Source organism: Leuconostoc falkenbergense, from assembly GCF_045801155.1.
GTDB lineage: Bacteria > Bacillota > Bacilli > Lactobacillales > Lactobacillaceae > Leuconostoc > Leuconostoc falkenbergense.
Genome location: NZ_CP174386.1, coordinates 1,212,382 through 1,226,551, shown reverse-complemented (window position 1 = coordinate 1,226,551; position 14,170 = coordinate 1,212,382). Strand labels below are relative to the sequence as shown.

The 14,170-nt window shown below is 38.8% G+C and carries 12 protein-coding genes and 1 riboswitch; of the genes, 11 read left to right on the top strand and 1 reads right to left on the bottom strand.

Features of this window, described 5'->3' with window-relative positions; genetic code table 11:
- Positions 1–15 precede the first annotated feature (15 nt).
- The 10 genes from ACI3ES_RS06080 to ACI3ES_RS06035 all read left to right on the top strand — a co-directional run bounded on the left by ACI3ES_RS06080 (position 16) and on the right by ACI3ES_RS06035 (position 10,311).
- On the top strand, positions 16–1,443 hold the full coding sequence (locus tag ACI3ES_RS06080) for a deoxyribodipyrimidine photo-lyase (RefSeq protein WP_114666977.1): 1,428 nt from the start codon (positions 16–18) through the stop codon (positions 1,441–1,443).
- A gap of 128 nt (positions 1,444–1,571) precedes the next feature.
- Positions 1,572–1,660: riboswitch (TPP riboswitch) on the top strand.
- A gap of 104 nt (positions 1,661–1,764) precedes the next feature.
- Entirely contained in the window at positions 1,765–2,463 is a 699-nt protein-coding gene (locus tag ACI3ES_RS06075) for a hypothetical protein (RefSeq protein WP_114666978.1), read from the top strand.
- A 121-nt stretch (positions 2,464–2,584) separates the two neighbouring features.
- Entirely contained in the window at positions 2,585–3,079 is a 495-nt protein-coding gene (locus ACI3ES_RS06070) for an NUDIX domain-containing protein (protein WP_114666979.1), read from the top strand.
- Between the two features lie 37 nt (positions 3,080–3,116).
- A complete protein-coding gene (locus tag ACI3ES_RS06065) occupies positions 3,117–3,638 on the top strand; it encodes a 2'-5' RNA ligase family protein (protein ID WP_188353863.1) in 522 nt (173 codons plus the stop codon).
- Between the two features lie 235 nt (positions 3,639–3,873).
- Positions 3,874–5,520: a peptide ABC transporter substrate-binding protein gene (locus ACI3ES_RS06060; RefSeq protein WP_114666981.1), complete on the top strand. Its 1,647-nt coding sequence runs from the start codon at positions 3,874–3,876 to the stop codon at positions 5,518–5,520.
- Positions 5,510–6,337, top strand: coding sequence for a serine hydrolase (locus ACI3ES_RS06055; protein ID WP_181809839.1), 828 nt, complete (start codon positions 5,510–5,512; stop codon positions 6,335–6,337). Before ACI3ES_RS06060 ends, ACI3ES_RS06055 begins: the two co-directional genes overlap by 11 nt.
- A complete protein-coding gene (locus tag ACI3ES_RS06050) occupies positions 6,321–6,971 on the top strand; it encodes a M15 family metallopeptidase (RefSeq protein WP_114666983.1) in 651 nt (216 codons plus the stop codon). Before ACI3ES_RS06055 ends, ACI3ES_RS06050 begins: the two co-directional genes overlap by 17 nt.
- A 19-nt stretch (positions 6,972–6,990) precedes the next feature.
- The gene (locus ACI3ES_RS06045) at positions 6,991–8,421 is read left to right on the top strand and encodes a Sapep family Mn(2+)-dependent dipeptidase (protein ID WP_114666984.1); all 1,431 of its coding nucleotides are present in this window, start codon (positions 6,991–6,993) and stop codon (positions 8,419–8,421) included.
- Positions 8,418–9,518, top strand: coding sequence for a dipeptide epimerase (locus tag ACI3ES_RS06040; RefSeq protein WP_114666985.1), 1,101 nt, complete (start codon positions 8,418–8,420; stop codon positions 9,516–9,518). The genes ACI3ES_RS06045 and ACI3ES_RS06040 overlap by 4 nt, the downstream gene beginning before the upstream one ends.
- A complete protein-coding gene (locus tag ACI3ES_RS06035; RefSeq protein WP_114666986.1) occupies positions 9,508–10,311 on the top strand; it encodes a serine hydrolase in 804 nt (267 codons plus the stop codon). Before ACI3ES_RS06040 ends, ACI3ES_RS06035 begins: the two co-directional genes overlap by 11 nt.
- 56 nt (positions 10,312–10,367) lie before the next feature.
- On the opposite strand, the gene ACI3ES_RS06030 is transcribed toward ACI3ES_RS06035, so the two are convergent.
- Complete coding sequence (locus ACI3ES_RS06030; RefSeq protein WP_114666987.1) at positions 10,368–10,964, bottom strand: hypothetical protein; 597 nt, start codon at positions 10,962–10,964, stop codon at positions 10,368–10,370.
- Positions 10,965–11,139: 175 nt separating this feature from the next.
- Here ACI3ES_RS06030 and ACI3ES_RS06025 point away from each other — a divergent pair, with 175 nt between their 5' ends.
- Positions 11,140–14,142 (top strand): mucin-binding protein, encoded by a 3,003-nt coding sequence (locus ACI3ES_RS06025; protein ID WP_188353864.1) that lies wholly within the window; start codon positions 11,140–11,142, stop codon positions 14,140–14,142.
- The last annotated feature ends 28 nt before the right edge of the window (positions 14,143–14,170 follow it).

The following is a 14,170-nucleotide window of genomic DNA, read 5'->3' as shown; positions in this document are numbered from 1 at the left end:
GTGAGGGGTATTTTTGTGACTAAGACAAGTGTGATGTGGTTTAGAAGAGATTTAAGATTAGCAGATAATACAGCTTTGTCAGCTGCTGTTGCCAATAGTGATCATCTTGCTTTAGTATTTGTTATTGACCCAGAGCAAATCGCGTCTAGTGGCAGTGTCAATCAAAGTGCTTTTTTTGCCAGTGTGTCTCATTTTAAATCAGTTTTAAAAGCAAAAAAAATCAGCTTGCATATTTTCTCAGGAAATGTCACCACTGTGTTTACAGCATTAAAAAAAGAGCTGCCGGATTGGCAAGATTTGTATTTTAATTTTGATGAACGGGGTTATGGTAGAAAACGAGATCAAGCAATTGCAAAATATTGTCGTGATGAGTTGCAGGTAACGCCACATCCTTTTTTAGATTTTACATTGCACAGTGCGTTCGATATTAAAAAACAAGATGGTACTGGATACAAAGTATTCACACCATACTTTAAGCAATGGATACAACGACCTAAAAAATCACCAAATTATGATCAAAGGCATTCGGAAATTGTCAAAAAGCAACTGGTGCTGCCAGACAATGACGCAACAGCTGAGCTTAAAAAGCTAATCCGTCCATGTGACAGTTATGCTTACGAAAACCAAATTGGAGAGTCGGTTGCCAAACAAGTTTTGATCGACTTTGTGTCACATAAACTCGCTGACTATGATAAAAATCGTGATATACCAAGCCTTGATGCTACCAGCCATTTATCACGATATTTAAGGACCGGTGAAATTTCAATTCGGACAGTTTATGATGCTGTCAGGCAGGAACCGGAAAGTGACGGTCGTACGACCTTCATCAAAGAGCTGTGTTGGCGTGATTACTACAATATGATTTATGCTATGTATCCAGATCAGCAAGAAAAGGCAATCAAAACATCATTTCAAAATGTTGTTTGGCAAAATAATGAGGATCATTTTAAAGCATGGCGGACAGGGCGCACTGGTTTTCCAATTGTCGATGCTGCCATGCGTCAGCTAAATGAAACGGGTTGGATGCACAACCGCTTGAGAATGGTTGTTGCTTCTTTTTTAACCAAAGATCTATTAATTGATTGGCGTTGGGGTGAGAAGTATTTTCGAGAAAAATTAGTTGATTATGATTCTGCAAGTAATATTGGTGGTTGGCAGTGGGCTGCGTCGACAGGTACAGATAGTGTGCCATATTTTAGAGTATTTAATCCGACAATACAGTCAGAAAAATTTGATCCTGATGGCGCGTTTATCACGCAATATGTTCCGGAATTGAAATCTATCAAAAGCAAAAAAATACATCAGCCTAATCAGTTAACTGATGCGGAACAAAAAGCTTATGGTGTGAAATTAAATGATGATTACCCTCAGCCAATTGTGGATCATAAAGCTGCGCGATTAAGAGCAATCGCGGTGTATGAGCAAAGTAAGAATAATTTTTAAAAGGGTTTTGTGAAAAGCATCCAATAACTTGGCTGGTATGGCACATTTTCGCTTTTAGCTGATGAATCAATTGCATATCCTTAAAATTTATTACTGTTTTAATGAATACGTGTGTTATAATTTTTTATGTAAGATATCTGGGGTGCCTTGAGCTGAGATCATACCCATTGAACCTGAAGCAGTTAAGACTGACGCAGGAAGATATTATATTAGCCACATCAATATCATGATGTTGTATTTTACGATGCTTTTTGGCGACCCCAGCTCAATTTCAGTGAGCTGGGGTTTTTAGATATTTTATAAAAAAGAATGGAGAATATCATGAAATTTAGCGAATTAGCACACGAAAAGTCAACTTCACTTTGGCTGTCAAGCAAGAATCATCCCTTTATTAAGGGCATTGAAGATGGGACGTTACCTTTGTCTGCCTTTAAGGCATATTTGATACAGGATAATTACTATGTCAAAAATTATTTAGCAATTTATGATAAAATTTTGGCGACAAGTCAGGATTCACAAGTTATTGATGCTTTAAAATCAGGCATTCAGGCAATTACAGCTTATGATGTTGACCAGCAAAATGGGATATATCAAGGTCTTAATATGACTGATGACGAGATTCAACAGGCTGAAATTTTACCAACAACTTATCACTATACTTGCCACATGCACCATGCCTTTGATAGTTATGGGGAAGTTCATGCATTAGCAGCGTTACTACCATGCCCCTGGTTATATCTAGAAATTTTCCAAGAAATGTTAGCAAGAAAAGATTACTTAAAAGGCACGCAACAAATTTATATTGATTTTGTTAATTCGTACGCTGATGAGACATTTCAAGGTTACGTTCATGAGATGATTCAATTATTAGATGACTTAGTGAATAAACATCAAGATGAACTTGATATGGATTTGTTGTTGCAACAATTTATGTATAGTAGTGCAGAAGAATTACGTTTCTGGCAAATGACATTATTGCCAGAAAAATGGGACAGCTTCACTACTGCGCAATCCAAATAAATCGAAATTTGACCCAGATTTTTTTGTGATCACCGAATATCATTATTTTCATAATTAATACGTCGTAGTGCTATAATGAAAAGTGATTTGTTGCACAAAATTTTGATTAAGGGGTTACATCATGAATAAGAATTATATTGCGCGAATGCGGGAGAAAGTTGGTCATGAGGGCATGATTTTTGTTTCTGCGTTTGGTGTTTTATGGAATGACACTCACGATGCTATTTTGTTGGAAAAACGTTGGGATTCAGACGCTGGCTGGGGATTTCCTGGGGGGTATCTTGAATATGGCGATTCTCCAATGCAAGCGGTTGTACGGGAATTTAAAGAAGAAACGAATATTGACGTTAGCGTAACCAGAGTCTTGGGTATCGCCACAAATGTGACGGACAAAAATTCTTGGGGGGATGCACAAGAGACTATTGGTATTGGTTTTGAAGTTGAACAGGCTGGGGGATTTTTGCAAAAAGATGGCACAGAGACATTGGATTTGCAATTTGTACCCATTCATCCGGAGCCAAAAATGTTTGTGCCGCAAGCGCAACAAACTCTGCATCGGATTATCACTGAAAATGAAGTTAGCGATCGACCATGGCTACGCGAAAATGGTGATTAATCTGTTTATCTGATGTGCAATAATAAAAGGAGTGGCGATGAAATATCGGTCCGTTTTGATTTTTCCAGACTTTAATTCAGTTGATCAAGCAACCATTCAGTCGATTCGACAAAAACATGATAGCTTATATACACATATTCGACCTCATGTATCGCTTATGTTTCCTTTCAAAAGTAATGCCTCGGATACGAGTATTTGTGATGCGGTGCAATCTGTTGTGAAACGTCTTGAGTCGTTCACTCTAACACTGAATTGTGTTGGAGGCGACACGGATAACGGCTACGTTTGGTTATCCGTTGCGCAAGGCGCAGACATAATCAAAATGATACACGACAAGCTTTATGAACTGGATAATTTTAAGCCTTTTTACCGTCGTGATATACCGTATCAACCACACGTTACAATAGGACAATCCTTACAACCCAGTGAAGCGCGTCAACTCGTTAAGACACTAAATGAATCACAATGGCATATAACAGCTAAGATCAAATATGTTGCTATTGAAAATATTCTTGCTAATGATGACTCTGAAATTTTGGCTTCATTTGAATTGGTGTGAATGTTTTTAGGATTTTACAAACAGTCAATTATAGTGATTGACTGTTTTTTTGTGCGTTGTGCACAAAAATCTAGTTATAATATAGAGGTTTTTCAAAAATGTTTAAAAGACCGTATGCTATTATATTTAGTATCAAATTAAAAAAGTTATATTCAAATGAAAAAGTGCTAATTTAAAAAGAGATTTATCTTAATAACGCTTTGATGAGAGAATAACAGAGAGATGAGAAATATATATGGTAAAACGGAATACAATCATTTTTGGTACCATCGGCGCTATCGTGGTCATTGCGGCAGGAACGCGAGTTACCGGTGTGTGGGGAACCAGTGGTAGTTCAAGCGATGCAACGATCAAAACCTATATTAGCACTGATCTAACGACGCAGGATTTGTCAAAAATGACCGATACTTATGCGTTTGAGATTGCTGGAAATACACAAGAGGGACTGTTAAGTAAAAGCGCAAGTGGTAAACCGGTTGCAGGTCTTGCAAAAAGCTGGACCACATCAAAAGATGGTTTGACATGGACATTCCATTTACGTAAAAACTTGAAATGGTCGAATGGTACAAAATTGACTGCTAAAGATTTCGTTTATGCTTGGCGTCGGACGGTTAATCCTAAAACAGCTTCACAGTATGCTTATATTTATTCTGGCATTAAAAATGCGGATGCAATCAGTGCCGGAACGGATAAAGATGTCAATTCACTGGGAATCGTTGCAAAGAATGCTTCAACAGTCGTTGTGACACTAGATTCGCCGCAGCCGCAATTTGCTAGTCTCATGTCATTCCCTAGTTTTTACCCACAAAATGAGGCATTTAATACGAAAGCAGGCAAGAAACTTGGTACTAAATCAAGTGAACAAATTTATTCTGGACCATATAAATTTGTTGGCTGGAATGGTACGAACACGTCGTTTAAGTTAATTCCGAATAAAAATTATTACAACGCCAAAAGCGTCAAAAACGCTGGTGTGAATTATAGTGTCATCAAAAATCCTGCAACAGCTGTTCAAGAATACAAACGAGGTAGTTTAGACTTGGCTGTTTTGAGTACGACTGAATTACAAACGGCTAATAGTAAGCGTAAAGATTACAAAGCTGTTCCATTGGCAGCAACATCATATTTTGAGTACAATCAGACGGGTAAAGTTAAAGGCTTGAACAATCAGAAAATTCGTCAAGCGTTGAATTTAGCAACAAATCGTTCCGAAATCTTGAGCTCAATTTATAATAGTGTTGGTAAAGTACCAACAGGTATGACACCCGCCGGACTATCAAAAACGGCTAGTGGTAAGGATTTCGCATCAACAGCCAAACAGGATTACAGCTACGATCTTGAAAAAGCTAAGCAGTTATTTGCAGAAGGTATGAAAGAGGAAGGATTAACCAAACTAAATCTGACATTGGAACTGACTGCAGATGTGCCACAAACTAAGCTTGTCGGAGACTTTATGAAAGATTCATGGCAGAAATTATCCGGTTTGACGATTTCAGAAAAATTTGTGCCATTCAAGCAGAGATTAAATGATCAAACTGACCAAAACTTCGATATTATCTATGTCAATTGGTATGGTGATTACGCTGAACCGACAACCTTCTTGAATTTGTTCACAACGTCATCACCAAATAACGATGGTAAGTGGTCAAATACCAGTTATGATGCCGCTATCAAAAAGGCACTATCGACCGATGCACAAAAGGGAAGTGCACGCGATAAGGATGAGCAATTAGGCGAGAAAATTTTGTTCCAAGATTCAGCTGTCAACCCAGTTATTTGGGGCCAACAAGTTCAATTATCTAATCCAAAAGTGTCAGGTATTCAATACTTCACAACGGGTGCCGGCACAATTTATAAGAATGCTGTCAAACATGATAAGTGAACCAATTGAGACTTCGGCCCAAGCCTATATTGTATTTTCAGTTACTGATGACAAAGTCATTGCCAGTAAGAATGACAATCTAAAATGGCCAACTGCCTCTCTAGCAAAACTAATTATTATTTATCAAACGATGTCAGCGATTCAACAAGGTAAGCTCGATTATCATTCAGTTCTACCAGTCACAGCAAATGTTGCTGCAGTGGGTTCTAACCCTGATTTGGCAGATATTCCAATGACTGTACCACAGGGTTATGAGGTCATTGATTTACTCAACATGACTTTGCTGATATCTGAAAATCAGCCAGCGCTTCAATTGATGCTGACCTTATTTGGTTCTTTGTCAAATTGGCGTCATCAAACACAATTATTATTGGCGGCGATGAAAATTGATGGCGACATTAGTAATCCAACTGGTCTAGATGATGAGGATCTTGCTGATTTCTTCATTAGTCAGCAGGTTAGCGACAAAAAAGTCACAAAAATGTCTGCCAACGCGTTGTTATTATTGACAAAAAAGCTTATTTTGAATTTTCCTGATGTCTTATCATTAGCGCAACAAGCGCAAATGGTAATTGAAAATAAAATTTGGTTAAATCGTAATCCAAAAATTGCTAATCCCTCACATGATATGACTTGGGCAGGGTTGAAAACTGGTTTTACTGACCGTGCGAAACAGAACCTTATTGCAGTTATTACACATCAGCATAAACGATATATTGTGGTGCTTTTAGGCTTTGATGGGGCTAATCATTTTGCCAAGTTCGATGAAGCTGAAAGGCTCATAAGGGAGGCAACAACGAATGAATTTTCCAAATAGCGGTGCATTAGACAATCCTAATTTGATTGTTGTTAATCAGCAACATCCTATTCAAGAAGAAATGGCGTTTGAACGGTTCTTAATTGGGAAAGAAACGATTAACACTAGTATTGTAGATAGTTTATCTAGTTTGTTTTCCGAAGCTGAGAAAAATGGGTTTCGTTTTACATTAGTCTCTGGTTATCGCTCGATCGCGTATCAAAAAAGCCTATTTGATCAATCTGTCCAGCGTCACCGCAATGCCGGTTATTCACTGGAACAGGCGCAAAACATGACGTTAGCTTATTCGCAACTGCCGGGTTCAAGTGAACATCATACTGGTTTAGCTGTTGACATAATAGACACAGCGTTTTTAAATGACAGACAGGATTTGTATGATGATGTTGATCAGCTTATTTCACAACAGTGGCTGATAAATCACGCTGTTGACTATGGTTTCATTTTGCGATACCCCAAGGCAAAAGTAAACTGGACGGGTATTAATTATGAACCGTGGCACTTTAGATATGTTGGTCAAGAAAATGCCGTTTATATGACAAAAAATGGGTTATCGCTAGAGGAGTATATCGAACGCTTAACAACTAATTCAAAATCACATTTGTGGTTTCGAACTCAGTATAATGATCAACGATGAAATAAAGTAGAGGTTTAAGATGAGCGAATCTTCTTGGCAAAAAATAGTGCCAAACTATTACGAGCAATGGCTAAAAGATCTCAAAACGTTAGTTAAAATTCCATCAGTGAAAAGCACACAAACAAGTGACAAAAGTCATCCGTATGGTGTTGCAGTCAAACAAGCATTGGATCAAATGCTGAGTTTTGCTGCGCGTGATGGTTTGCGCTTTGGATGTGTTGCGGAGCGTGTTGGGTATATTGAATATGGTCCAGAGGCAGCGTCGGTAACCGTTGGTATTCTTGTTCATGTCGATGTTGTTCCGGTGGGCGATGGCTGGACGTCATCACCATTTGAACCAGAACAACAGGGACATTTTCTGACGGGTCGTGGTGTTGATGATATGAAAGCCTCGACAATGCTGAGTTACTACGCCATCAAACTGATTGCTGATCAACAGCTTGCTGTTAAAAATAAAATAAGATTAATCATTGGCACAGATGAGGAAAATGATTGGTCAGATATGCCTTATTATTTCCAAAAAGAGGGGGTGCCTGACATCGGTTTTTCCCCTGATGGTGAATTTATTGTGGAAAATGCTGAAGCAGGTATTGCCAACTTTATGGTGTCATTTTCAGATACTAAGCAAGGTCAAGATAATGTAACATTATTAAAATTTGACGCCGGAGTTGCTGGCAACGTCGTACCCGGCTTGGCTGTTGCTACAATAACTGGAATTGATGAGCCTATTGTAACCGAAAAACTGGACTATTTTTTGAAGCAAAATGCTGATGTTGGCATGAAAGCTACTGTCCAAACGCTAAGTAATGGCCTTGAAATTAAAATGATAGGGAAACAAGCGCATGGCTCAACACCTGATGTTGGTTTAAATGCTGGGACTTATTTGGCTAATTTTCTGACGAAATTTGACTTTACTGGTGAAGCCGCTTCTTTTTTACAAATTTTAGGTCGTACAGCACATTTAGATTATTTCGGCAAAAAAATGGGTTTGGCCTTTAATCAAGCTGAAATGGGACCGTTGGTCGTAAATTATGGTTTACAGAAATTTGCCAGTGGCGGGGATGGTTACTTTAGTATCAATATCAGATATCCAATTGGTATTACTGAAAAACAAATGTTTGCCATTATTCAACGAAGTGTCAAAGCCTTGCATAGTAGCGTGACAGTCAAAAAGGATGAATTGTTACCACATTTGACGCCTAAAAATGATGCTGTGATTGCAACTTTGTTGGCAAGTTATGAAACAGTGATGGGTCAACCCACGGTCCTGCATTATTCAACTGGTGCGTCTTACGGTCGATTAATTAAGCGTGGAGCTGCTTTTGGCACACGATTTGCGTGGCAAACAACAACGGCTCATCAAGCAAATGAAAAATATGATTTAGAAAATTATCCAAAAGCAATGGCTATTTTAGTGGAAAGTATCTACCGATTGGGAAATATAAAATGATTATTGTTAGTGACATTAAGTTAAAAAAATACACTGTTAAGTTAAAACGGCCATTTGTGACTAATTTGCATCGGCAGGATAATGCAGAAGGTATCGTGATTGCAGTGTCAGCGAAAACGGAGACCGGCATTATTTTTACAGGTTATGGTGAAGCGGTGCCATCACTGAAAGTAACTGGTGATACTTTGACAAGTATTGTGGCGGTCATCAATGACATTGTAAAACCAGCCATTGTTAATCAAACTTTTCAAACACCGGCAGAAGTTGATGAATTTGTTCATGGTTTAATTGTGTTTAATTCTGCAGCACGTTTGGCAGTCAGTGAAGCCGTCTATGACATTTTTGCTCGTATTGCAGACTTACCGATTGCTGAGTATTTAGGTGGCACGAGTCAACCGGTAGTGACCGATTACACACTGAGTATTAGTCAAAAAAATCAGATGTTACAAGACGCTGATGATATTGTCAGCCGAGGTTTCTCAGCTTTAAAAATTAAGGTTGGCGGCGATACTATTGTGAATGAAATTGATAAAATTGCACAATTAAATCATCGATATCAAAAAATACATTTTCGAATTGATGCGAATCAGGCTTGGACAGTTGCACAAACAATGCAATTTATTGAAATGGCACTTACCAAAGAATTGCCAATTGATTTTATTGAGCAGCCATTGAAAGTCGGCTTTGAACACCAGCTTAAAGCGCTAGTTGTCAAGTCTAAGATACCGATCATGCTGGATGAAAGTGTCTTTAATCATCACCAAGCGTTTCAATATATGCACGAAACCGCTGTCCGTTTGATTAATGTTAAGCTGGAAAAAGCAGGCAGTATTACTGAAGCGCAAAAGATATTCCAAACTGTTAATGATTTTAACGGACAAGCTATGATTGGTTGTATGATTGAATCAAAAATCGGTATTGCATTTGCTGTCGCTTTAGCTAACACAAATAAAACTGTCAAATACGTTGACTTAGACGCACCGTTTATGTTTAACTATGACCTTGTTCCTGATGGTTTGCGGCTTGATCAAACGCAATTGATACCTTCAAATCAGTCAGGATTGGGTATTGCGCAGAGGAGTTTTGATGGCATTTAAGATACAAAAAATTGAACAATTGCTGTCGGATTTTGAAGGTCAGACTGCAATTGTTTTGTCACTTGATGGCAGTGTTTTGTTGTCGTTGCGGTCAAATTTATCTTTTCCATCAGCCAGTATAATAAAGTTACTGATTTCAGATTATATTATGACTGAAAACCCAGAAGCCTTAGCCAACAAAGTGTCGCTAATTAATTCGGATTTTGGGTTGGCTGAGGATGATGTTTGGTGGACGAAACGAAAGCTAACGCATTTTGGAGCAGGTATTTTAGATATATTGTCGGGCAATAATCAGACTGTCACGGTGGCGCAATTGCAAGCGCTAATGTTGACGATTTCAGATAATTGGGCCGCAAATGCGTTGATACGTTATTTTGGTATGGCAGAAATCAATCACTTTGCGAGCTCACGTTATACAAACACTCACTTGCGTCGCCAATTCATGGCACAAACCAAGTTAGATAACGAAACAACGGCCGCTGATAGTTTATCAATGTTAAAAAATGTTCTGGAACATTCGGCTACCAACTATTTATTGACGCGTCAACAATCGCAATATAAGTTGCCGGTGACGTTTATTGAAAACACATCAGCGCCATTTCAAGAACTCACCATTTTCAATAAAACCGGTGAAGGGGCGACAGTTGATCATGATGCTATGAGTATCGTATTTGATGATCACCAATTAGATGTTGCGCTGTTAACAAAAACAATCGCCAGTCACAGATTTCAGCGACTGGCGTTGTTTAACAATATAAGTCATGTTTTGTGGGAAGAAATGATTTTGTTTTAGAAAAAATAACTTGTGGACTCACAAGTTATTTTTTGCGACCAAAATACCTCACTTTATTATGGCCAAACCATCTGATTAGCCCACAAGTTTTCAATAACTTTGATAAATTCCTCGGGTGTTTCTGGATTCTCGCTTGTAATCCAAGTGCAGATTAAGGCGAATAGTTCGTTTTTGAAGAAGACTGCTTGTCGCTCTGAAATATATGATAGTCCAGGAACATGTTCGGATTGCTGTTCAATACGATAAATTGTGAAGTCCCGACTCTGCAGTCCTAATTTTAGCTGGTGAAAGAAATAGGCAGCTGTATGGCCACAGTATATAAACAACTGACGTAGTTCGTTTTGAAAATCAAACAGAACGCGTAATTGGTTGAGCATTTGAGAATGTGAATAAATGTTGGGATCATACCATTTCTCTGGACCAATCTGATAAGATAAGTGGACTCTCTCAAGTAATTCCTTTTGAAATTCTTCAAAAAAAGCATCAGGTGTTGCATCAGGCTGGATATATTTTTTAATGGTGGCGCGATTCAGATCAGTCATGTTTGCTAAATCAGTATTTTTAATTTTGTTAATGGGGGTATCACGCGACAAGGTAATGATTGCTAAAAAAATTTTTCGTTTTGTCTGCATAACTTTTAAATTACGATTCATAATTCATTTCCTTTGAAATTAAATGTATTAATAAAAAACGTTACTATACTCAAGTCAACAATATCAAGTATTTGTGAATAATTGTCTATCAATCTATTGAAGAATTGATGACCGAAAATAAATATTATGGGTAGATAATAGTGAGCGTAGTAATAGATAGAGAAGGAGAGAATTTATGAAATTAAATTATGACAATCAGGAAAATAGTAAAAGATTCAAGAGGTACAAGGCAGGAAAACTATGGCTCTTAGCTGGACTTTCTGTTGGATTCATGGGAGGAACAGTGGTGTTAACCGGCACTGTTGCCCATGCAGATACTGTGAACACCACTGATTGTTTGCCAGTAAACAAAAATGTCAGTGATAATCCGGACTCTAATCAGTCTTTAAAGCAAGACAAGGTAACTCAAAATAGTAGTTTTCAGTCTAGTGAGACGAGCACAAACATGCCATCTCAGGGTACATCTCCAATTAGTGACGACAGCGAAATGGTAAATGACACTAGTGACACGACTAAAAACAAAATGGCTGATGGGTCACTAACTAACGTCCAAGATACAGAAACTGGCACACAGAATAATGATGGCAATACTGCACGCGGACAAAAAACTGATGCTTCGGAGCCAGATAAGTTATCAAACACTGACGAACCTGATAAAAACGCAGCTACTGATAACTCAGAGACAACTATTGTACCTGCACCATTAACGCCGGAACAAAAACAAGCCGTTACGACAATATCACCAAATAAGATTACTGATTATCCTATCCAAATTCAGGACTCGAATGGAAATGCATATCGCGTTTTTTCAGATATTCAAGGATACAATGGGATGCAATTTAGTTCAGCTCCGGCGACTAAGCATCTATATGTTGGAATTAGCACAGACTTGAAAAGCATTGTATTACAACAAATTAATGCTAAAAACCAACTGATGAAAACATATGTCATTAACAATTCGGAAACTTCTGATCAAGGTGTAGCGCTTGATTTTTCATTTGATAATGAATTTAGATATGCAATTAATAGTCACGGTGTAATATCGTTTATATCATTACCTCATCGAATAGAGATGACGCTACCAAAACAAACTGAACAAGAAGTTCATTTTTCAGTCGACACAAAACAAAAAGATGAAAATGGAAACGAAATTTATGCCGATTTGACAGAACCAGTCATTACTCCAGCAGTAACTAAAATTTATTCCTATCACACGACTAATGTCATTGACGGCAAGCCACTTGACTTCCCAGGTTATTATTACGTCAAAACGATTGGTGCAGAAACAGGTGAGGTATCCGAACAAAGTAAAGCCTATACTGAATCACAACTAAACGATGGCTTCAACGATTTTATAAACGGTAAGATTGATACAAAAAATATCCGGCAAGATGCCCATGGTGCTTATGCATTTGCTGTATGGCGCGTGATTCAAAATGAGAACGGCGACTCAAAGTCTTATGTTGCAAACTTAAATCAACCAACCACGTCATTAGATGAAGCTGTTAGAGCCTTTAATCAAGGTAATTTCTACTGGTTAAAATCTAAAGATGGACAGAATCAATTTGATGACAATGGGCGACCATTTGTTTACCAAACTGTTGGACAAATTTACCACTACACACTCTTAGTATCTGATCCTAATGATCCTGGGTTGATCAGCGCACACAAAAATGGTGGTAATGCAAACTTTAGTTTGAGTAATAAATTTGTTCCCTCTACATTAGTACGATACGTTTATGCGCCTTATGAGCGTCCAGAGACACCAGGATTAAGTAGCTGGACAATTGTGAACAAGCCAGAAAATCCAGGCAATCCTGGGACGATCATTGATCCGAAGATACCAAATGATCCCCAGCAACCAAGTGGGACAGATAAAGCCAGTTTGGAAAAGGTCATTACCAAGACGATCCACTATGTGGACGAACAAGGCAAGCAGTTATTAGCCGATAAGGCATATCAAGTGACGTATACACGCACCGCAACTTATCAGGTGAATAACGCCGGAGAAGTATCAGCGGTTGAATATAGTGATTGGCAAACCGAAAATGATGACTTGGGTAACAATGGGGAACCAAGTATTAGTGATTATTATGTTAAGGTAGCGGAACCAGACGCGATTAGGGATAATCATGTTAAGGCAGACGCCAGCAACATTGAGACGAAGATTGTTTATGCTCAAGTTCAAATTAAGACAGCTGTTGACGTACCCGAGGCGCACGGCTGGGCGGTTGATGTACCAGAACCAGTCTACGTGAAAACAGCGGTTGACGTACCGGAGGCGCACGGCTGGGCGGTTGATGTACCAGAACCAGTTTACGAGAAGACAGCTGTTGATGTACCGGAAGCTCACGGTTGGGCGGTTGATGTACCAGAACCAGTTTATGTGAAAACAGCGGTTGACGTACCAGAACCAGTTTACGAGAAGACAGCTGTTGATGTACCGGAAGCGCACGGTTGGGCGGTTGATGTACCAGAACCGGTTTATGTGAAAACAGCGGTTGACGTACCCGAAGCGCACGGCTGGGCAGTTGACGTACCAGAACCAGTTTACGTGAAGACAGCTGTTGATGTACCCGAAGCGCACGGTTGGGCAGTTGACGTACCAGAACCAGTTTACGTGAAGACAGCTGTTGACGTACCCGAGGCGCACGGCTGGGCAGTTGATGTACCAGAGCCAGTTTACGAGAAAACAGCTGTTGATGTACCCGAGGCACATGGTTGGGCGGTTGATGTGCCAGAACCAGTTTATGTGAAAACAGCTGTTGACGTACCCGAGGCGCATGGCTGGGCAGTTGATGTGCCAGAACCAGTTTATGAGAAGACAGCCGTTGATGTACCCGAAGCGCACGGTTGGGCGGTTGATGTACCAGAGCCAGTTTATGTGAAAACAGCGGTTGATGTACCTGAGCCGATCTACATTAAGACAAAAGTTGATATACCAGAGCCTGGTAAATTAACCAAAACAGAAACTAAAATTAACAACAAAAAAATTGTCAAAAACGCTTTTGAAAAACCAACTCTTCAATCAGAAATTGAGCAAAACAATTTTAAGAAGCAACTACCACAAACCTCTGCAACGCCTAAAAAGTCAGGAAGCTCTATAATTGCAGTATGCATAACGCTAGTTTGTTCACTTTTGCTGACGTTAAAAAAATTAAATCACAAATTTTTTTAAAAAATGAAAAAAAACGTAACGTTGTTAT